Raw genomic sequence first — 19,902 nt, 5'->3', positions numbered from 1 at the left:
AGAACTCTAGGTGGTGCGGGTGGACGTCCCGGACCCGCCCGGTCGCGATAGCGTCGGGCCCGTGACCGACACCACCCTCACCGCAGACCAGATCGAGGCCATCCGCGGGCGCGTCCGCGAGCTCATGCCGCAGGTGCGCGCCGACCTCGAGGACCTCACCCGGATCCCGAGCGTCAGCCTCGACTCCTTCGACCAGGCCCACGTGCAGGCCTCCGCCGAGCGCACGGCGCAGCTGCTGCGCGCGGAGGGCCTGGACGTCGAGATCGTCAGCGAAGGGGGTCGCCCCGCCGTCATCGGGCACGTCGACGGGCCCGAGGGCGCACCGACCGTCCTGCTCTACGCGCACCACGACGTGCAGCCCCCGGGTGACCTCGACGACTGGGACAGCGACCCCTTCGAGCCGACGGAGCGCGACGGTCGCCTCTACGGCCGCGGCGCGGCCGACGACAAGGCCGGCGTCATGGCGCACGTCGCCGCCCTGCGGGCGCACTCCGGCGACCTGCCGGTGGGCGTGACGGTCTTCGTCGAGGGCGAGGAGGAGATCGCGAGCGAGTCACTGCCGCGGCTGCTCGAGCGGCACGGCGACAAGCTGACCTCGGACGCGATCGTCCTCGCCGACTCGCTCAACTGGGCCATCGGCACGCCCGCGCTCACGACGACGCTGCGTGGCTCCCTTCGCGCCGTCGTCACGGTGCGCACCCTCGACCACGGGGTCCACTCGGGGATGTTCGGCGGTGCCTGCCCCGACGCGATCACCACGCTGTGCCGCCTCATGGCCACCCTCCACGACGACCAGGGCGATGTCGCGATCGAGGGTCTGGTGCATGGCGACGCCCCCGAGATCGACTACGACGAGGCGCGGCTGCGCGAGGAGTCCGGCCTGCTCGAGGCGACCGAGCTCATCGGCACCGGCGCGATCCCGTCGCGCCTGTGGACCAAGCCGGCCGCGGTCGTCATCGGCATCGACGCCCCCGCCGTCGACGAGGCGGGCAATGTCCTCGCCGCGAGCGCGCGGGCCAAGATCAACCTGCGGCTCAACCCGACCCAGGACCCGCAGGAGGCCTGGACCGCCCTGCAGCGCCACCTCACCGAGTACGCCCCGTGGGGTGCGACGGTCGAGGTCGAGCTCGACGAGCAGGGCTGGGGCTTCGCCGCGGACGCGACCGGGCCGGTCTACGACGAGGCGCGGGCCGCCTTCGCCGACGCGTGGGGCAACGACCCGGTCGACGTGGGCATCGGTGGGTCCATCCCCTTCGTCCAGGCCTTCGCCGAGAAGTTCCCCGACGCGGCGATCCTCGTCACCGGCGTGGAGGACCCCGACACCCGCGCCCACGGGGCCAACGAGTCGCTGCACCTGGGCGAGTTCGAGAAGGTGTGCATCGCCGAGGCGCTGCTGCTCGCCCGGCTCGGCGCGATGCCGCGGGGCTGAGCGATGCCCTCCCTCGTCGCGGTCCACGGTGACATCACGACCCAGCAGGTCGACGCGATCGTCAACGCCGCCAGCACCGCCGTGCGCGGCGGCGGGGGAGTCGACGGTGCGATCCACCGGGCCGGGGGGCCGGCGGTGCTCGAGGACTGCATCGCCCGCTTCCCGCAGGGGCTGGCGACGGGGGACGCCGGGTGGACGACGGCGGGGGACCTCCCTTCGCGCTGGGTGATCCACACCGTGGGGCCCAACCATGCCGCGGGACAACGCGATCGCTCGCTGCTGGTCTCCTGCTACACGCGCTCGCTCGCCGTCGCCGACGAGCTCGGCGCCCGCAGCGTGGCCTTCCCGCTCATCAGTGCGGGGATCTACGGCTGGCCCAAGGGCGACGCGATCGATGCGGCCGTCGAGACGATCGCGGGGGCGTCGACGGCGGTCGAGGAGGTGCGGATCGTCGCCCTCGACGCGGCGACCTTCGCGCAGGTCGGCGCGAGGCTGGATTAAAGTTCAAATTTCAACTAATATGGCTCTCATGGCACAGGGCACATACGTCGAGAAGGACTTCAACCGCGACACCACGTACATCGAGGACCGGATCACCTCGGACGGCAGCAGCGAGTGGCCGGTCGAGCCGGGCCGCTACCGGCTCGTGGTCTCGCGCGCGTGCCCGTGGGCCAACCGCGCGATCATCGTGCGCCGCCTGCTCGGTCTCGAGGACGTCATCTCCATGGGCGTCACCGGCCCGACGCACGACGCCGACTCCTGGACCTTCGACCTCGACGAGGGCCACCTCGACCCGGTGCTGCAGATCCCGCGGATCAAGGACGCCTACCTCCGGCGCTTCCCCGACTACCCGAAGGGGATCACCGTCCCCGTCATGGTCGACGTGCCGAGCGGGCAGGTCGTGACCAACAACTTCCCGCAGATCACCGAGGACCTCACGACGCAGTGGCGCGAGTACCACCGCGAGGGTGCTCCCGACCTGTGGCCCGAGCACCTCCGCGAGGAGATGGCCGAGGTCAACAAGCGCGTCTACACCGAGGTCAACAACGGCGTGTACCGGTGCGGGTTCTCCGGCGACCAAGCCGCGTACGACGCGGCGTACGAGCGGCTGTGGACGGCGATGGACTGGCTCGAGGAGCGCCTCGCGACGCGCCGGTACCTCATGGGCGACCACATCACCGAAGCCGACGTCCGGCTGTTCACGACGCTCGCGCGGTTCGACGCGGTCTACCACGGGCACTTCAAGGCCAACCGGTCCAAGCTCACCGAGATGCCCGTGCTGTGGGCCTACGCGCGTGACCTCTTCACCACGCCCGGCTTCGGTGACACGACGGACTTCGTGCACATCAAGAGCCACTACTACGAGGTCCACACGGACATCAACCCCACCGGCATCGTCCCCGCGGGGCCGGACTACTCCAGCTGGCTGCAGCCGCACGGCCGCGAGTCGCTCGGGGGGTCCCCCTTCGGTCCCGGTGGCACCGCCCCCGGCGCGCCGAGCGAAGGGGAGCGCGTCCCCGTCGCGCACAACCCGCTCCTCGACGAGACGGGCATGGTCCGCACGGCCTGACCCTCGTGCGGGGAGCCGTTCGGGAGACGTTCACGCGGGGTCAGCGGAGGCGACACCTGCTGTCGGCAGGCTCGGGGGTGCCATCTCGCCCCCCTTCCCGAGGAGCTCCCATGACCCCCGCAACCCGCGCCCTCGCGGCCACCGTCGGCGCACTGGCCCTGACCATGCCCGTGGGCGCGGCCACCGCTGCCCCCGTCGAGCTCGGCACGCCGCTGGCCCAGGCGCACGCGCACAACGACTACGAGCACGAGCGACCGCTCCTGGACGCGCTGGAGCACGGCTTCACCTCGGTCGAGGCCGACGTCTGGCTCGTCGACGGTGAGCTCCGCGTCGCGCACGACTCGTGGCAGCTCGCGGACGCCCCGACCCTCGAGGAGGCCTACCTCGACCCGCTCAGCGAGATCGCCGGCCGGGGCGGCCAGGAGATCTACCCGGGCTACGACGGGGACTTCCAGCTGCTCATCGACATCAAGAGCGAGGGATCGACGACCTGGGCGGCGGTCGAGGACGAGCTCGAGGAGCACCAGCAGGTCTTCACCCGCGTGCACAGGGGCAAGGTCAAGGACCGCGCAGTGGAGGCCGTCATCAGCGGCAACCGCCCGCGGGCGGAGATAGCCGCCGCCACGACGAGGTACTCCTTCTACGACGGTCGCTCGAGCGACCTCGGCTCCGGCGCCGACGAGACCTTCATGCCACTCGTCAGCGAGAACTGGACCAAGCTCTTCACCTGGCAGGGCGTCGGAGAGATGCCCGCCGCGGAGCGCGAGCGCCTGCACACGTACGTGCAGCAGGCCCACTCCGACGGGTACCGGGTCCGGTTCTGGGCGACCAACGACCTGGACGGCCAGGCGCGCGAGAACCTGTGGCGTGAGCTGCAGGAGGCCGGTGTCGACCACATCAACACCGACGACCTCGACGGGCTGCAGGAGTTCCTGACCCGGGAGTGACCGCCCCTCGGCGAGGACCCCGCAGGCTGAGCAAGAGTTACCTCGCCTTCGCAGGAGTTTCAAACTCTTGCGAAGGCGAGGTTTATCGGGTGACCCGAGAATCGTGGGGCAGGTGAGGCGCCGCCCGTCAGTCCTTCGAGGTCTCGCCCGGCAGCGCCAGCATCTGGTCGAGCGCCACCTTGGCCCAGTGGGCGACGTCGGGGTCGACGGAGATCTGGTTGACCACGCGCCCCTCGACGAGGGACTCGAGCGCCCAGACGAGGTGGGGCAGGTCGATGCGGTTCATCGTCGAGCAGTAGCAGACGTTCTTCTCGAGGAAGCTGATCTGCTGCTCGGGGAACATCTGCCCCAGCCGCTGCACGAGGTTGAGCTCGGTGCCGACGACCCACTTCGTGCCGGCGGGCGCTGCGGCGACGGTCTTGATGATCTTCTCCGTCGAGCCGACCTCGTCGGCCAGCTCGACGACCTCGTGGCGGCACTCGGGGTGGACGATGACGCGGACGCCGGGGATCTCCCTTCGCGCCGTCTCGACCGCGTCGACGGTGAATCGGCCGTGCACGGAGCAGTGCCCGCGCCACAGGATCATCCGCGCGTCGCGGATCTGCGCGGGGGTGAGGCCGCCCATGGGCCGGTGGGGGTTCCACACGACGCAGTCGTCGAGGTCGCGTCCGAGGTCGCGCGCCCAGGTGTTGCGGCCGAGGTGCTGGTCGGGGAGGAAGAGGACCTTGCCGCCCCCGTCGATGCCACCGGTCTGGTCGAAGGCCCACGTGAGAGCGGTCTCGGCGTTGGACGACGTGCAGACCGTCCCGCCGTGGCGGCCGGTGAAGGCCTTGATCGCCGCGGAGGAGTTCATGTACGTCACGGGGACCGTCGACCCGGCGACGCCGGCCTCGACGAGCTCGTCCCAGCACTCCTGCACCTGGTGCAGCGCGGCCATGTCGGCCATCGAGCAGCCGGCGGCGAGGTCGGGCAGGACGACCGCCTGCTCGTCGCTGGTGAGGATGTCCGCGGACTCGGCCATGAAGTGCACGCCGCAGAAGACGATGTAGGGCGCGTCCGGACGGGCCGCCGCCTCCTTGGCCAGCTTGAAGGAGTCACCGGTGGTGTCGGCGAACTCGATGACCTCGTCGCGCTGGTAGTGGTGACCCAGGACGAAGACCGAGTCGCCGAGCGCCTCCTTGGCCGCGCGGGCCCGGGCGACGAGGTCGGGGTCGGACGGCGCGGGCAGGTCGCCCGGGCACTCCACACCCCGCTCGGAGTGCGGGTCGGTGCCCTGCCCGAGGACGAGCAGGGACAGTGGGGTCGGCGAGGACTGCGTCGGGGCGCTCACGGCAGGCATGATCCCACAGCGCCCACCCGCTCCTCGGTACAGTCCATGGGTGCACGTGATCATCGCTCCTGACTGCTTCACCGGCACCCTCACGGCCACGCAGGCCGCGGAGGCCATGGCCGCCGGCTGGCGCCGCAAGGCCCCCGAGGACCTGCTGACGCTGGTGCCCCTCTCCGACGGCGGTCCCGGCTTCCTCGACGTCATCACCAGAAGCGTGCCGGGGGAGTCCTCGATCGTCACCGTCACCGGGCCGGGCGGCATGCCCGTCCCGGCCGCCGTCCACATCACGACGGACGAAGGGGGGCGCCGCACGGCCTGGGTGGAGTCCGCCCAGGCGATCGGGCTGCACCTGCTCGACGCACCCGAGCGGGACCCCGGGGTGACGACGACGTGGGGCCTCGGCGAGCTGCTCGCCGCCGTCCTCGAGCACGACGTGCAGCGCGTCGTCGTCGGGCTCGGCGGCTCGGGCACCAACGACGCCGGGGCGGGCATGCTCGGGGCGCTCGGTGCGGGCCCACGCGAGGTCCTCGGGGGCGGGGGAGCGGGGCTCATCGCGACGCGGGAGCACGACCTCGCCGGCCTGGCCGCGACGCGGGAGCGCTTCGCCGGGATCGAGCTCGTCGCCGCGACCGACGTCGCCTCGCCGCTCCTCGGGCTGCAGGGCGCGAGCGCCGTCTTCTCCCCGCAGAAGGGCGCCACCCCCGAGCAGGCGCAGGTGCTCGAGGGGTCGCTCGGCCACTTCGCCGACCAGGTGCGCCGCGTGCTGCCGCCCGGCACCGACCTGCTCACCGGCCGCGAGCGCCGGCTGGACCGCGAGCCGGGAGCCGGTGCGGCCGGGGGCGTGGGCTACGCCCTCATGCTCCTCGGCGCACGTCGTGTCAGCGGCGTCGACACCGTGCTCGAGGCCGTGGGCCTCGGCCGCCTGGTCGCCGCGGCGGACCTCGTCCTCACGGGGGAGGGCTGCCTCGACTGGCAGAGCCTGCAGGGCAAGGTCGTCGCCGGCGTCGCCGAGCTGGCCCAGGGCCACGGGACCCCGGCTGTCGCCCTCGCCGGGCAGGTCCTCATCGGGCGCCGGGAGGCGATGGCGCTCGGTCTGGGCGGCTGCTACGCCGTCGCCGAGCGACCCGAGGAGCTCGAGACCGCGATGGCCGACCCGGTCGGCACGCTCGAGGCCCGGGCGGCGCGGGTGGCCGCGACGTGGTCACCGCGACGGTGACCCCCTTCGCCGCCTGACGTATGGTGGACGGACGGGAACAACCCGCGCACACCACGTGTTGACCCCGTCGTGGCGGACACCGTCACCCCACAGAACCCCGAGCCGTGAGGACATCGCATGAGCGTCCAGGACACCCAGGCCACCACCCCCGAGACCACTGACGCGGCCACCGAGGCCCACGGCGTCGTCCTCACCGACGTCGCCGCCGGCAAGGTCAAGTCGCTGCTCGAGCAGGAGGGTCGCGACGACCTGCGCCTGCGCATCGGCGTCCAGCCGGGCGGCTGCTCCGGCCTGATCTACCAGCTGTACTTCGACGAGCGCTCGCTCGACGGTGACCTCGTGCGCGACTTCGACGGTGTCGGGGTCGTCGTCGACCGGATGAGCGCCCCGTACCTCACCGGCGCGACGATCGACTTCGCCGACACCATCGAGAAGCAGGGCTTCACCATCGACAACCCCAACGCGGGCAGCTCCTGCGCCTGCGGCGACAGCTTCAGCTGAGCCGACCCCGCGTCCACGAGGCCCCCACCGTTCGACGGTGGGGGCCTCGTCGCGCTCTGTAGGGTGTCGGCGTGCCCATCGCCATCGCCGGATCCATCGCCACCGACCACCTGATGACCTTCTCGGGTCGCTTCGCCGACTCCCTCGTCGTCGAGCAGCTCGACAAGATCTCCGTGAGCTTCCTGGCCCACGCGCTCGAGATCCGCCGCGGGGGAGTGGCCGCCAACATCTCCTTCGGCATGGCCAACCTCGGGCAGCGTCCCGTGCTCGTCGGCGCGGTCGGCGAGGACTTCGCCGACTACCGCAGCTGGCTCGAGCGCCACGGCGTCGACTGCGAGTCGGTCAAGGTCTCCGAGACGCTGCACACAGCGCGCTTCGTCTGCACCACCGACGACGACATGGCCCAGATCGCGACCTTCTACGCCGGGGCGATGAGCGAGGCGCGCGAGATCGAGCTGGCCCCCATCGCCGCCCGCGTCGGCGGCCTCGAGCTCGTCCTCGTCGGTCCCGACGACCCGGAAGCCATGCGCCGGCACACCCGGGAGTGCCGCACGCGCGGCATCCCCTTCGTCGCCGACCCGAGCCAGCAGCTCGCCTTCGGCGACGGCGAGCTCATCCGCGACCTCATCGACGGTGCCGAGTACCTCATCACCAACGAGTACGAGTCGCACCTCACGGAGCAGAAGACCGGCTGGAGCCAGGACGAGATCAACTCCCGCGTCCGCTACCGCGTCGTCACGCTCGGCAAGGACGGCGTGCGCATCACGGGGAAGGACCTCGACGAGGAGATCGTCGTCGGCGTGGCCCGCGAGGTCACCAAGGCCGACCCGACCGGCGTCGGTGACGCCTTCCGGGCCGGCTTCATCACCGGTGTCGCCGAGGGCCTGCCGCTGCGCGAGTCGGCCGAGCTCGGCTCGATGCTCGCGACGTACGTCATCGAGACGGTCGGCACCCAGGAGTACGAGCTCGGCACCGGGCGCTTCCTCGAGCGCCTCGCCGAGGCGTACGGCCGGGAGAGCGCCGACCTCATCGCCGAGCACATCTCCTGCCCGCGACCCTGACCCGCCCGGCGATGCCTCCCTTCCCGCCCATCGAGCCCGCGGGCGGGTCCGCGCTGTGGGCCGGCTACCTGCGGGCCGGGCTGGAGGCGGCCGACGCCGCCCCCGGTGAGGTCGCCGAGGTCGTGGGCGTCGGTGGTCGCCTCGACCCGTCGTCGCTGCTCACCGCCTACCGCCTCGGGATCTTCCCCATGGGCCTGGGCGAAGGGGGGTCCCCGCCGATGGGGTGGTGGTGCCCGACGTGGCGCGGCGTCCTGCTCCCGGGCACCGCGCACGTGAGCCGCTCCCTGCGCCGTTCCCTGCGGGGCTTCGAGGTGAGCGTCGACGAGGACTTCGCCGGGGTCGTCGCCGCGTGCGCCGACCCCCGGCGTGACGGGGCCTGGATCACCGACGACGTCGCCCTCGCCTACCTCGAGCTGCACGCGCTCGGGTGGGCGCACAGCATCGAGGTGCGGGACGCGGACGGGACGCTCGTCGGAGGGCTCTACGGCGTCGCGATCGGTGGGCTCTTCGCGGGGGAGTCGATGTTCCACCACGCGACCGACGCGTCCAAGGCGGCGTTCGTGCACCTCGACCGGATGGTCGGTGCCGACGGCGACCCCCGGCGGATCATCGACGTCCAGTGGCGCACGCCGCACCTCGGCTCGCTCGGTGTCCGGGAGATCCACCGTCGCGAGTACCTCGCGCGCCTGCGGCAGGCGGTGCAGGCGCCGCAGCTCGACCTCGCCGCGCTCGTCGGCGGGTCGGGCGACACGCCCTAGGCCCCGAGTCGGGCCCGGCACGTCGCGACGACGTCGCCCAGCTCCGTGACGAGGCGCTCGACCGAGGTCGCGCGGTCCGGTGCGACGGCGGCCAGCGGCAGGGTGAGGCGCACATTGCCCTGCGTGAGCGCGCCCATCGCGGCGAGCACGTGGCTCGGCTCGAGGGTGTCAGCGGTGCACGCCGAGCCGGAGGCGACGGCCAGACCCCGTCGGGCGAGCTCGTCGACGATGGTCTCGCCGTCGACGTAGAGGACCGAGAAGGTGCACACGTGCGGCAGCCGGTCCTCCGGGTCGCCGACGACGTCCACCTCGGGCAGCGACGCGGCGGCGGCGCGGACACGGGCGACCAGCCGGCGGGCCTGGACCTCCTCGTCGGCGCGCTGAGCGGCCGTGTGCTGCCAGGCCTCGGCCGCCGCGAGGACCGTCGGGACGTCCACGGGGTCCAGGGCGTAGCCCCCTTCATGCGGGCTCGGTGGGTGGTGCGGCGCCACCCGGGTGCCGGTCCGCACGACGAGCACCCCGAGCCGCGGACCGCCCCAGCCGGTCGCGTCGGCGACGAGCACGTCGTGCTCGCCGGGCACCTCGTCGCGGCCGGCGGACGCGCGGGCGTCGACGAGCAGCGGGACGCCGTGGGCGGAGGTGACGCGGCGGGCGGCCGCGAGGGGTTGGCGGGTCCCGACCTCCTGGTTGGCGGACTGCAGGACGGCGAAGGGGGTCTCCTCGCCGACCGCCTCCTCCCAGGCCGCGAGGTCGACGGCTCCGAGGGCGTCGACGGGCACGAGGGTCGGTTCCCGGTCCCCGGCGGCCAGGTGCCGCAGGAGCACGGAGTGCTCGACGGCGGAGGCGACCGGGGCAGCGGTGCGGCGGCGCCGACCCCGGCCGAGGGCGAGGAGGGCCGTGCGGGCCGCCTGGTCGCCGCTGGCGTGCAGGGTGACCTCGTCGGGACGGGCGCCGAGCCCGTCCGCGATGACCGCGCGGGCGTGGTCGAGCAGGGCGCGGGCGTGACGCCCGGCGGCGTGCCGTGCGGTGGGGTCGGCCCACGCCACCGACAGTGCCGAGGAGAGCATCTCGCGGGCCTCGGGGCGCAGCGGCCCGGGGGATGCGTCGAGGAGGCCGACGACCCCCTTCGTCGTCGAGGTCCCGGGGGACGAATCGCTCTCTCTCGCCACGTGTCGAGGCTAGTGCCCCCCCTCCGCCGGGGTGCGTCCGGGCTGGGGTAACGTTGGCTACGTCTTCTGCAAACCTTCGGATCAGTAGTAGGTGCCCCTTGCCTCAGTCTTCGAGCGCGAACTCCCGGCGGTCTCGCCGCGGGATCGGTGCCATCGGACTTGTCATCGCCGTAGTGGCGCTCTCGGCGTGCAGCGCGGTTGGTGTCCACACCAGCCCCAGCAACGGGTACCTCCCCGAGGGGGTGACCGAGGAGTCGGCCATCGTCGAGAACCTGTGGATCGGCGCGTGGATCGCGGCGCTCGCCGTGGGTGTCCTCGTGTGGGGCCTGATCCTCTGGTGCATGGTCGCCTACCGCCGCCGCAAGAACGACGACGGCTCGCTGCCCATCCAGCTGCAGTACAACGTGCCGCTGGAGATCCTCTACACGGTCGTGCCCATGCTCATGGTCGGTGCGCTCTTCTACTACACGGAGGACGCCCAGTCGAAGCTGCACGACGTGTCCCAAGAGCCGGACACGACGATCAACGTCGTCGGCAAGCAGTGGAGCTGGGACTTCAACTACGTCGACGAGGACGTGCACGAGGCCGGCCAGATGGCCAAGCTCGACGGCAAGGAGGGCGCGGAGGCGGAGCTGCCGACCCTGTACCTGCCGGTGGGCGAGCGCGTCGAGTTCGTGCTCACCTCGCGTGACGTCATCCACTCCTTCTGGGTGCCGGCCTTCCTCGAGAAGCTCGACGTCAACCCGGGGCTGGTCAACCGCTTCCAGGTGACGCCCAACCAGACGGGCACCTTCCAGGGCAAGTGCGCCGAGCTCTGCGGCGCCTACCACTCCCAGATGCTCTTCAACGTCAAGGTCGTCGAGCGCGAGGAGTACGACGCGCACATGGAAGAGCTGAAGAAGAAGGGTCAGACCGGTCTGCTCGACACCGGCCTGAACCGCGAGGCGGTCTCCGACCGGGACCAGCACCTCATCGACGAGATCGAGGGGACCAACTGATGTCCACGGCATCCGGCGCACTCGCCAGGAACACCTCCGAGACCGAGGTCCCGGAGCGGACCATCGCCCGGCGTGAGAAGGCGGGGTCGCAGTTCTTCCGCCACGTCACGACGACCGACCACAAGGTCATCGGCAACCTGTACATGATCACCAGCTTCGTGTGGTTCCTCATCGGGGGACTCATGGCGCTGGTCATCCGGCTCGAGCTGTGGGCCCCGGGCCTGCAGGTGGTGGACAACCCCGAGCAGTTCAACGAGATGTTCACCATGCACGGCACGATCATGCTGCTGCTCTTCGCGACGCCGGCCTTCGCGGCCTTCGCCAACGCGTTGATGCCGCTGCAGATCGGTGCCCCCGACGTCGCCTTCCCGCGGCTGAACATGTTCGCCTACTGGCTCTACCTCTTCGGTGGCATCATCGCTGCGGCCGGCCTGTTCACCCCGGGTGGCGCGGCCTCCTTCGGCTGGACTGCCTACACCCCGCTGTCCGACCCGACCTACAGCCCCGGCCTCGGCGGCGACCTGTGGGTCTGGGGCCTCGCCCTCAGCGGTTTCGGCACCATCCTCGGCGCGGTCAACTTCATCACCACGATCATCTGCATGCGCGCGCCCGGCATGACGATGTTCCGGATGCCGCTGTTCACCTGGACCGTCCTGATCACGTCGGTGCTGATCCTCATGGCCTTCCCGGTCCTCGCGGCCGCCCTGATCGCCCTGGGTGTCGACCGACGCTTCGGCGGGCAGATCTTCGACGCGGCGAGCGGCGGGGCGCTGCTGTGGCAGCACCTCTTCTGGTTCTTCGGCCACCCCGAGGTCTACGTCCTGGCGCTGCCCTTCTTCGGCGTGATCTCGGAGATCCTCCCGGTCTTCTCCCGCAAGCCGATCTTCGGTTACAAGGGCCTGGTCTTCGCGACCATCGCCATCGCGGCGCTGTCCGTCTCCGTGTGGGCCCACCACATGTACGGCACGGGCCAGGTCTTCCTGCCCTTCTTCGCGATCATGACGATGGCGATCTCGGTCCCGACCGGTGTGAAGTTCTTCAACTGGATCGGCACCATGTGGGGCGGCAAGCTCGTCTTCGACACCCCGATGTACTGGGCGATCGGCTTCCTCGTGACCTTCCTCTTCGGTGGGCTCACGGGCGTGATCATGGCCAGCCCCGCGCTGGACTTCCACATCACCGACACCTACTTCATCGTCGCGCACTTCCACTACGTCCTCTTCGGCACGATCGTCTTCTCCTTCTTCGGCGGCCTGTACTTCTGGTGGCCGAAACTCACGGGCAAGATGCTCGACGAGGGCCTGGGCAAGCTGCACTTCTGGCTGCTGTTCGTCGGCTTCCACACGACCTTCCTCATCCAGCACTGGCTGGGTGTCGAGGGCATGCCGCGCCGTTACGCGGACTACATGCCGGAGGACAACTTCCAGCTGGCCAACCAGATCTCCACGGTGGGCTCGCTCATCCTGGCCATCAGCTTCCTGCCCTTCTTCTACAACGTGTGGAAGACCCAGGCCAGCGCGCCGCTGGTCGAGGTCGACGACCCGTGGGGCTACGGCGGCAGCCTCGAATGGGCCACCTCGTGCCCGCCCCCGCGGCACAACTTCACGTCGATCCCGCCGATCCGCTCGGAGCGGCCGACCTTCGACATGAACCACCCCGAGTACGCCCCGGCCGCGATCCGCTCGCGCTTCGCGCAGGCCCAGGTCGCGTCCTCCGCCACGACCGACGGTGAGGGAACCCGATGAAGGACGAGGTCAAGTTTTTCGCCCAGATCGGCGTCTTCTTCGTCGCCGTCGCCACCGGCTACGGGTTCTGGACGGAGTGGGTCGAGCCGGTCGGCTGGGTCGCCCTGTACCTGTGCGGTGGGCTGGGCCTGATGGTCGCCTTCTTCCTGTGGAACACGGCGCGCCACCTGCCGCCGCGCCCGGACGACGACCCGGACGGTGACATCGAGCAGATCGAGGGCCCCTACGGCTCGTTCTCGCCGTACTCCTGGTGGCCGCTCTGGCTCTCCCTGTCCGCCGCGCTGGTCTTCCTGGGCGTGGCCGTGGGCTTCTGGGTCGCGGCCCTCGGCGCCATCCTCGGCGTCTGGGCGGTCTGCGGCTGGGTCTTCGAGTACTTCAAGGGTGAGCACGCCCACTGAGCGCACGTACACTCGGCTGAAGGGGCCACGGACTGGTCAGGTCCGGGCCCCTTCAGCGCGTCCGGGAGCAGGGCTTCCACGGACGCACGATCCACACCAAGGGGTGCTCCTCACGTGATGTCCGTCGTCCGTCGGGTGCGAGCGATCGCACTGACCGTCGTCCTGCTCCTCGTCGCCACGGCATGTGCCGAGGGATCGAGCTCGTCGACCGGCACGGTCACCACCTCCCAGCACCCGCAGAGCGTGAGCACGACCCGTGAGCTGCCGCCCGCGCAGGTCAAGGTCAACCCTGGCAAGGGCACCACGGGCGTCATGCCGGACGACCCCATCAGCGTCCAGGTGATGCGCGGTGACCTCTCGGCGGTCACCGTCACGGGGGCCGGGGGCGGGAAGGTCGACGGCAAGGTCACGGGGCAGACGTGGACCTCCACGTCCAGGATGCGGCCGGCGACGACGTACACCGTCGCGGTGACGGCCGAGGGCCCCGAGGGCGGGACGACGACCCAGAGGTCGACCTTCACCACCCACGAGCCGCAGGTCACGGCCACCTACGGCGTCGTCTACGACGGGCAGGCCGTGGGCGTGGCCATGCCGGTCAGCCTCCAGTTCGACTCCGTGGTCACCGACGCGAGGTACCGCCGGGCCATCGAGCAGGCCGTCTCCGTGACGACCGAACCCGTCACGGAAGGCTCGTGGGGGTGGCTGGACAACCGACAGCTGATGTGGCGACCCAAGGACTTCTGGGTGCCGGGGACCGAGGTCACCGTCGACGCGCCCCTCACCGGCTTCCAGACCGGCGAGGACAAGTGGATCGCCGAGGACGTCTCGGGGTCGATGACCATCGGCCGCGAGCAGCTGGCCCGGGTCGACATCGACCGGCACCGCATGGTCGTCACCCGCGGCGGGAAGCAGGTCAAGGCCTTCCCCGTGAGCAGCGGCAAGCCGGGCAAGGAGACCGAGACCCGCTCGGGCATGAAGGTCGTCATCGGGAGGCAGCGCGAGATGACCATGGACTCGGCGACCGTGGGGATCGACAAGGGCGAGCCCGGGTACTACAAGGTCGACACCAACTTCAACGTGCGCGTCACGTGGACGGGGGAGTTCGTCCATTCCGCGCCATGGTCCGTGGGGTCCCAGGGCAGCAGCAATGTCTCGCACGGCTGCGTCAACATGGCTCCGGAGGACGCGAAGTGGTTCTACCACAACTCGCTGCCGGGTGACCCCGTCGACTTCCGCGGCTCGGACCGTGAGTTCCTCCCGACGGAGGGCATCGGGGTCTGGCAGTACGACTACGCGCACTGGCAGCAGCTGAGCGCCTCGGCCTGACGCGGGTCGCTGCGGCCTAGCCCCAGCCGAGCTCGTGGAGACGCTCCTCGTCGATCCCGACGTGGTGCCCCGCCTCGTGCACGATCGTGATCGCGATCTCCTCGCGCAGCTCCTCCAGGTCCGCACACATGCGGGACAGCGGTCCGCGGAAGAGCACGATGCGGTCCGGCAGCGCGCCGGCCGCCCACCCGAGGTCCCGCTCCGTGAGCGGTGTGCCGAGGTAGATCCCGAGCAGTTCGGCGTTGTCCTGCGGCGTGAGTCCCGGATCGGCGTGGTCGGGCCCCGGCTCGTCCTCGACGAAGAAGGCGACGTTGTCGAGCATGGCGAGCAGGTCCTGGGGTACGCGGTCCAGCGCCTCGCTCACCGCCGCCTCGAAGTCCTCGACACTGATCTCGACCATGGTCAGACCACCTCCGGTGGGATGGGTCGTCGGGAGGGTGGACGCCGGGCGCGTCCCCGGTGCAGGTGGAACAGGGCGATGCCGATGGCGAGCAGACCGAGCGAGGTCGCCGCGAGCCGCGCCAGGGAGGCCGCCGCGATCGGCACCACGGCGCTGGTGAGCACCGAGTTGAGCAGGAGCATCAGGAAGGTCGACACGGACGCCGCCGTACCCCTGGCGTGGGGCACGGCGTCGAGCAGCGCCAGCTGGTAGACGGGCAAGGAGATGCCCGTGCCGAAGGCGATGGCCGAAGGGCCGACGACCGCCCACGGCAGGGTGGCGGTCGAGGGAGCGAGCGCGAGCCCGAGGCCGGCGACGGCACCCGTGAGGGCGACCGCCTGGCCGCCGATGATGAGGTGGTCGCCGCTGACCCGCCCGGCGAGCCGGGCGCCGGTGAAGGAGCCGAGGACCATGGCTGCGACCATCGGGACGAAGAAGACCCAGAAGTCCTGGGGTCCCTGACCCAGCAGCGTCACGACGAAGATCGGGGCGGCGGCGATGTAGAGGAACTGGCCGGCGAAGGAGAACGCGCTGGCGGCCGAGAGGACCTGGAAGCTGCGCATCCGACCCACGGTGCGCACGCCGCGCACGATCGCCCCCAGGTCCAGGGGCGTGCGCTGCTCCGGCGGGTGGCTCTCGGGCAGCAGCACGAGGACGGCGACGGCCAGGACCCCGCCGAAGAGGGCGAGGAACCAGAAGATCAGCGGCCACGGGCCGACGAGGAGCAGCAAGCCCCCGATGATCGGCGCCAACGCCGGACCGATGCCGAAGATCATGGCGATCGTGCTCATCAGCCGCTGCGCCCGGACCCCCTCGAAGAGGTCACGCACGACGGTGCGCGAGACGATGGTCCCGGCACCGGCCGACATGCCCTGCAGCACGCGGAAGGCGAGCAGGACCGGCAGGGACGGGGCGAGGGCGCACCCGATGGACGCGAGGGCGTAGACGGCGGCCCCGGTGACCATGACGGGCTTGCGGCCGACGGCGTCGCTGAGCGGCCCGTGGATGAGGCTCATCAGGGCGAAGGCCCCGAGGTAGGCGCTGACGACGAGCTGCATCGCCGCCTCGCCGACGACGAGGTCGCGACCCATCTGCTGGAAGGCGGGGAACGGGGTGTCGATCGAGAAGGGTCCGAACATGCCGAGCAGCGCCAGGAGCAGCGTGGTGACGGCCAGGGGAGCGGTCGTCGGTGGCGCAGGAGTGGGTCTGTCTCGGATCATGTCGCGCTCATCCTCGCACCGTGCCCCAGCAGGGGCGCCGCAGGCCCCGGAGGGCGAACCTCCGGGGCCTGCGGACGATCTCTGACCGGGGTCAGTGGGTGGAGACCTTCTCACCCGACTCGATGGCCTCGTGGCCGTGGTCGTGGTGCGCGGCCTCGAGCTCGGCCGGGGTGACCGGCTCGACGGCGCCGCCGAAGTAGAAGTCGTGCAGCTTCGCGCGCAGCTTGTTGCGGCGGGCTGCCTTCTTGTCCTCGACGCCGTTCTCGTCGACGGCCGGGGCCAGCTCGAGCTGCGGCGTGGCCTCGTGCTGGACGAGGTTCCAGCGCGTGTACTCGTCGAGCGGCTCGTGGATCTCGTGGAAGGAGCCGGATGCACCGCGCTGGATGCGACCCGTCTCGCGTCCGTGGAGGACGAGGTCACGGTCGTGACGCTGCAGGCTCAGGCAGATCCGCTTCGTCGCCCAGAAGGCGAGGACCGGGCCGAGGAAGACGAGCACCCGCAGGATCAGCGTGATGTCGTTGATCGACATCCCGAACTTGATCGCGATGATGTCGTTGGCCGCGGCGAACATGAGCACGCCGTAGAGCGTCAGACCGGCCATGCCGATGGCGGTGCGGGTCGGGGCGTTGCGCGGACGCTGCAGGAGGTGGTGCTCCCGCTTGTCACCCGTCACCCAGTTCTCGATGAACGGGTAGGCGATCATCGCGCCGTAGAAGGCGGGGATGACCCCCAGGGCGCCGATGATGACCGGCCAGGCCCACGTGTACCCGAAGGTCGTGAACTCCATCCAGCCCGGGAGCAGACGCAGGGCGCCGTCGGGGAAGCCCATGTACCAGTCCGGCTGGGCGCCGGCCGTGGTCGCGTTGGGTTCGTAGGGACCGTGCACCCACACCGCGTTGATCTGGATCAGCGAGGAGATCAGGGCGATGCCGCCGAAGACGATGAAGAAGAAGCCACCGGCCTTGGCCGCGTAGACCGGCATGACGGGGAAGCCGACGACGTTGTCGTTGGTCTTGCCCGGGCCGGGGTACTGGGTGTGCTTCTGCAGGGCCACGAGCACGATGTGCACGGTGAACAGCGCGATGAGGATGCCCGGCAGCAGCAGGATGTGCACCGAGTACAGGCGGGGCATGATGTCGTCGCCGGGGAAGGTGCCGCCGAAGACGGCGTAGCTCAGGTAGCTGCCGATGACCGGGGCGGCCACCATGAAGCCCTGCGCGGCGCGCAGGCCCGTACCGGAGAGCAGGTCGTCGGGGAGGGAGTAGCCGGCGAAGCCCTCGACGAGCGCCAGCAGGGACAGCACGCAGCCGATGACCCAGTTGATCTCGCGCGGCTTGCGGTACGCGCCGGTGAAGAACACGCGCAGCATGTGCACCGACAGCGCGACGATGAAGAGCAGCGCCGCCCAGTGGTGGATCTGGCGGATCAGCAGACCGCCCTTGACGTCGAAGGAGATGTCGAGCGTCGAGGCGTAGGCGCGGGACATGCCGACGCCGTTGAGCGGCGCGTAGCTGCCCTCGTAGACCGTGTGGGCCATGGACGGGTCGAACCAGAAGGTGAGGAAGACACCCGTCAGCATGCAGACGATCATCGAGTACATCGCGATCTCGCCGAGCATGAAGGACCAGTGGTCCGGGAAGACCTTGCGCATGAGGTAGCCGACGCCCTTGGCGGAGCCGGTGCGGTCGTCGATCCATCCGGCGACGCCGCCGACCTTCTTCATGCCGGGGGAGAGGGGGGCCGTGACCGGCGCGTCATCTGCGCGCAGGGCGTCGGCGGGGCGAGTGGTGCTCATCAGGACTCACGCTCCCAGAAGCTCGGGCCAACCGGTTCCTGGAAGGGCTGGTCGGCGATGAGGTAGCCCTCGCTGTCAACGGTGATCTTCAGCTGCGGCAGCGGGCGGCCGGCGGGGCCGAAGATGACCTCGCAGTCGTTGGTGACGTCGAAGGTGGACTGGTGGCAGGGGCAGAGCAGGTGGTGCGTGGTCTGCTCGTAGAGGCCGACCGGGCAGCCGACGTGGGTGCAGACCTTGGAGTAGGCGACGATCCCCTGGTAGCCCCAGTCACGGGCCTTGCGGCCCTGGTCGGTGTTCTGGAAGTCCTGGGGGTCCAGGCGCATGAGCAGGACGGAGGACTTGCTCATCTCGTCGAGCTTGTCGTCCTCGAGCTCGAGCAGACCCTCGGGCTGGATGTGGAAGACCGAGCCGATGGTGACGTCGCCGGGCTTGATCGGGGTGTCCTCCGGGTCGCGGTGCAGGCGGCGCTTCTTGGCCGTCCAGTGCCCGTCCTCGCCCTTCTCGCCGTTCCAGAACGTGACCGACAGGTCGTTCTTGGGCAACGGGCCGAGGGAGCCGACGAGCTGCACGAGCAGCGGCACGGCGAAGAGGCCCATGGCGGCACCGAAGGTGGCCTTGAGCAGCGGACGGCGCGTCAGCTGCGAGGACTCACCACCATCGAGCATCGTGTCGACGAAGCCCTGACGGTCCTCGGCCTGCGAGCGAAGGGGGTGGCGCATCTCGACGGACTCGGCGTCCGGCATGAGCGTCTTGGCCCAGTGCACGGCGCCGAGGCCGATGCCGAGCAGGGAGAAGGCCAGACCGAGGCCCAGGAACAGGTTGGTCGCGCTCATCTCGCCGGTGATCGGGACCCAGACGGTGTCCTCGACGTCGAAGAGGAAGTAGGCGACGACGAAGAGGACCGTGCCGAGGATCGACAGGAGGAACAGGACCGAGACCTGTCGCTCGGCTCGCTTCGCCGCCTTGTCGTCACGGTCGGCGTTGCGCAGCACGTGGGGCGGCAGCCCCGGGTTCGTGAACCGCTCCGGGATACCACCGGAGCCCTGCACGTGGCCCTGGTCGAGGCGCACCGGGTCGGAACCCGTGGGCTCCTCCGGCTGTGCCCCTGTCGGGGTGTGCTCACTCATCTGTTGTCGGTCCTGTCTGTGTGGCGAGTTGTCAGGGTCAGGCGGACTTCTGGCCGAGCCAGACGGCGAAGCCCACGAGGAGGCCGAGGCCGATCGTCCAGGCGAAGAGGCCTTCGGGCACCGGGCCGAGGCTGCCGAGCGGGTTGCCACCGGGGTTGCCGGCCTCCTGCTGGGCCTCGATGTACGCGATGACGTCGCGCTTGTTGTCGGGGGTGAGGTTGGTGTCGTTGAAGACGGGCATGCTCTGCGGGCCGGTGACCATGGCCTCGTAGATGTGCTTGCCGGAGACGCCGGTCACTGCGGGAGCGTCCTTGCCGCGGGTGAGGGCGCCACCGGCGCCGGCGCTGTTGTGGCACATGGCGCAGTTGACGCGGAAGATCTGGCCACCCTTGCCGGGGTCGCCCTGGGAGCCGTCGGTGTACTCGCTGTCGGGGATAGCCGGGCCGGGGCCGAGGGTGGCGACGTAGGCGGCCACGTCGGAGATCTCCTCCTCGGTGAACTTCACCTGCAGGTCGGGCTGGGCCTGGACACCGGGCTCGGTCATCGGCATGCGCCCGGTGCCCATCTGGAAGTCGACGGAGGCGGCGCCGACGCCGGCGAGGCTCGGGCCGACCTGGTCGACGCCCAGGCCGTTCGCGCCGTGACAGGTCGCGCAGTTGGCGACGAAGAGCTTCTTGCCGTTGGCGACGTCGTCAGCGCTGGCGCTGGCGACGGTGGCCTCGGCGTCCTGCGGGGCGACGGCCGCGTAGGCGGTGCCGGTCACGAAGAGCCCCAGCATGATCAGCAGGGCGATCGCCGCGGGGTGGCGACGAGAGAGGGTGGGCATGGAGAGTCCTGTCCTCGTGGTGCGGTTGGGGCGGGGCTGACGCATCG

Annotated in this window: 19 protein-coding genes; 12 read left to right on the top strand and 7 right to left on the bottom strand. The window is 70.7% G+C overall.

All coding sequences use genetic code 11. The features are described 5' to 3' along the window. The first annotated feature begins 61 nt into the window (after nt 1–61). The 4 genes from JT1_RS06355 (at nt 62) to JT1_RS06340 (ending at nt 3,946) form a co-directional block, all read left to right on the top strand. Nucleotides 62–1,429 (top strand): dipeptidase, encoded by a 1,368-nt coding sequence (locus JT1_RS06355; protein WP_068325433.1) that lies wholly within the window; start codon nt 62–64, stop codon nt 1,427–1,429. 3 nt (nt 1,430–1,432) lie between these two features. Continuing rightward, nucleotides 1,433–1,930 carry a macro domain-containing protein gene (locus JT1_RS06350; RefSeq protein ID WP_068324794.1) on the top strand — a complete coding sequence of 166 codons (498 nt, stop codon included), beginning with the start codon at nt 1,433–1,435 and terminating at the stop codon, nt 1,928–1,930. A 28-nt stretch (nt 1,931–1,958) separates the two neighbouring features. Continuing rightward, complete coding sequence (locus tag JT1_RS06345; RefSeq protein ID WP_068324792.1) at nt 1,959–2,999, top strand: glutathione S-transferase family protein; 1,041 nt, start codon at nt 1,959–1,961, stop codon at nt 2,997–2,999. Between the two features lie 110 nt (nt 3,000–3,109). Next, a complete protein-coding gene (locus tag JT1_RS06340) occupies nt 3,110–3,946 on the top strand; it encodes a phosphatidylinositol-specific phospholipase C/glycerophosphodiester phosphodiesterase family protein (protein ID WP_068324787.1) in 837 nt (278 codons plus the stop codon). Between the two features lie 127 nt (nt 3,947–4,073). On the opposite strand, the gene nadA is transcribed toward JT1_RS06340, so the two are convergent. After that, nucleotides 4,074–5,285 carry a quinolinate synthase NadA gene (gene nadA, locus JT1_RS06335; protein WP_169701882.1) on the bottom strand — a complete coding sequence of 404 codons (1,212 nt, stop codon included), beginning with the start codon at nt 5,283–5,285 and terminating at the stop codon, nt 4,074–4,076. 40 nt (nt 5,286–5,325) lie between these two features. On the opposite strand from nadA, the gene JT1_RS06330 reads away from it, so the two are divergent. The 4 genes from JT1_RS06330 to aat all read left to right on the top strand — a co-directional run bounded on the left by JT1_RS06330 (nt 5,326) and on the right by aat (nt 8,812). After that, the gene (locus tag JT1_RS06330; protein ID WP_068324784.1) at nt 5,326–6,492 is read left to right on the top strand and encodes a glycerate kinase family protein; all 1,167 of its coding nucleotides are present in this window, start codon (nt 5,326–5,328) and stop codon (nt 6,490–6,492) included. Nucleotides 6,493–6,609: 117 nt separating this feature from the next. After that, complete coding sequence (locus JT1_RS06325) at nt 6,610–6,993, top strand: HesB/IscA family protein (RefSeq protein ID WP_068324782.1); 384 nt, start codon at nt 6,610–6,612, stop codon at nt 6,991–6,993. Nucleotides 6,994–7,064: 71 nt separating this feature from the next. Further along, nucleotides 7,065–8,054 carry a carbohydrate kinase family protein gene (locus tag JT1_RS06320; RefSeq protein WP_068324780.1) on the top strand — a complete coding sequence of 330 codons (990 nt, stop codon included), beginning with the start codon at nt 7,065–7,067 and terminating at the stop codon, nt 8,052–8,054. 11 nt (nt 8,055–8,065) lie between these two features. Further along, on the top strand, nt 8,066–8,812 hold the full coding sequence (gene aat / locus JT1_RS06315; protein WP_082807510.1) for a leucyl/phenylalanyl-tRNA--protein transferase: 747 nt from the start codon (nt 8,066–8,068) through the stop codon (nt 8,810–8,812). On the opposite strand, the gene JT1_RS06310 is transcribed toward aat, so the two are convergent. Continuing rightward, nucleotides 8,809–9,981: a cysteine desulfurase family protein gene (locus JT1_RS06310; protein WP_255218273.1), complete on the bottom strand. Its 1,173-nt coding sequence runs from the start codon at nt 9,979–9,981 to the stop codon at nt 8,809–8,811. The genes aat and JT1_RS06310 overlap by 4 nt on opposite strands. Before the next feature lie 53 nt (nt 9,982–10,034). On the opposite strand from JT1_RS06310, the gene ctaC reads away from it, so the two are divergent. From ctaC to JT1_RS06290, 4 genes are all read left to right on the top strand, one after another. Continuing rightward, nucleotides 10,035–10,979: an aa3-type cytochrome oxidase subunit II gene (gene ctaC, locus JT1_RS06305; protein WP_439645744.1), complete on the top strand. Its 945-nt coding sequence runs from the start codon at nt 10,035–10,037 to the stop codon at nt 10,977–10,979. Then, entirely contained in the window at nt 10,979–12,724 is a 1,746-nt protein-coding gene (gene ctaD / locus JT1_RS06300) for an aa3-type cytochrome oxidase subunit I (protein WP_068324776.1), read from the top strand. Before ctaC ends, ctaD begins: the two co-directional genes overlap by 1 nt. After that, entirely contained in the window at nt 12,721–13,122 is a 402-nt protein-coding gene (locus JT1_RS06295; RefSeq protein WP_068324774.1) for a cytochrome c oxidase subunit 4, read from the top strand. Before ctaD ends, JT1_RS06295 begins: the two co-directional genes overlap by 4 nt. Nucleotides 13,123–13,239: 117 nt before the next feature. Next, on the top strand, nt 13,240–14,448 hold the full coding sequence (locus JT1_RS06290) for a L,D-transpeptidase (protein ID WP_068324772.1): 1,209 nt from the start codon (nt 13,240–13,242) through the stop codon (nt 14,446–14,448). Between the two features lie 16 nt (nt 14,449–14,464). Here the strand turns inward: JT1_RS06290 and JT1_RS06285 are convergent, their stop codons facing one another. The 5 genes from JT1_RS06285 to qcrC form a co-directional block, all read right to left on the bottom strand. Further along, nucleotides 14,465–14,848 carry a metallopeptidase family protein gene (locus JT1_RS06285; protein WP_068324770.1) on the bottom strand — a complete coding sequence of 128 codons (384 nt, stop codon included), beginning with the start codon at nt 14,846–14,848 and terminating at the stop codon, nt 14,465–14,467. A 2-nt stretch (nt 14,849–14,850) separates the two neighbouring features. Beyond that, nucleotides 14,851–16,107, bottom strand: a complete 1,257-nt coding sequence (locus JT1_RS06280; RefSeq protein WP_082807508.1) for a multidrug effflux MFS transporter — start codon at nt 16,105–16,107, stop codon at nt 14,851–14,853. Nucleotides 16,108–16,198: 91 nt separating this feature from the next. Beyond that, the gene (qcrB, locus tag JT1_RS06275) at nt 16,199–17,902 is read right to left on the bottom strand and encodes a cytochrome bc1 complex cytochrome b subunit (RefSeq protein WP_068324768.1); all 1,704 of its coding nucleotides are present in this window, start codon (nt 17,900–17,902) and stop codon (nt 16,199–16,201) included. Continuing rightward, on the bottom strand, nt 17,902–19,029 hold the full coding sequence (gene qcrA / locus JT1_RS06270; RefSeq protein ID WP_068324766.1) for a cytochrome bc1 complex Rieske iron-sulfur subunit: 1,128 nt from the start codon (nt 19,027–19,029) through the stop codon (nt 17,902–17,904). The genes qcrB and qcrA overlap by 1 nt, the downstream gene beginning before the upstream one ends. Nucleotides 19,030–19,066: 37 nt before the next feature. Continuing rightward, entirely contained in the window at nt 19,067–19,855 is a 789-nt protein-coding gene (gene qcrC / locus JT1_RS06265) for a cytochrome bc1 complex diheme cytochrome c subunit (RefSeq protein WP_068324764.1), read from the bottom strand. Nucleotides 19,856–19,902 lie beyond the last annotated feature (47 nt).

The organism is Janibacter terrae NBRC 107853 (genome assembly GCF_001591405.1).
Classification (GTDB): Bacteria; Actinomycetota; Actinomycetes; order Actinomycetales; family Dermatophilaceae; genus Janibacter; species Janibacter terrae.
This window is presented reverse-complemented; position numbering and strand designations above follow the sequence as displayed.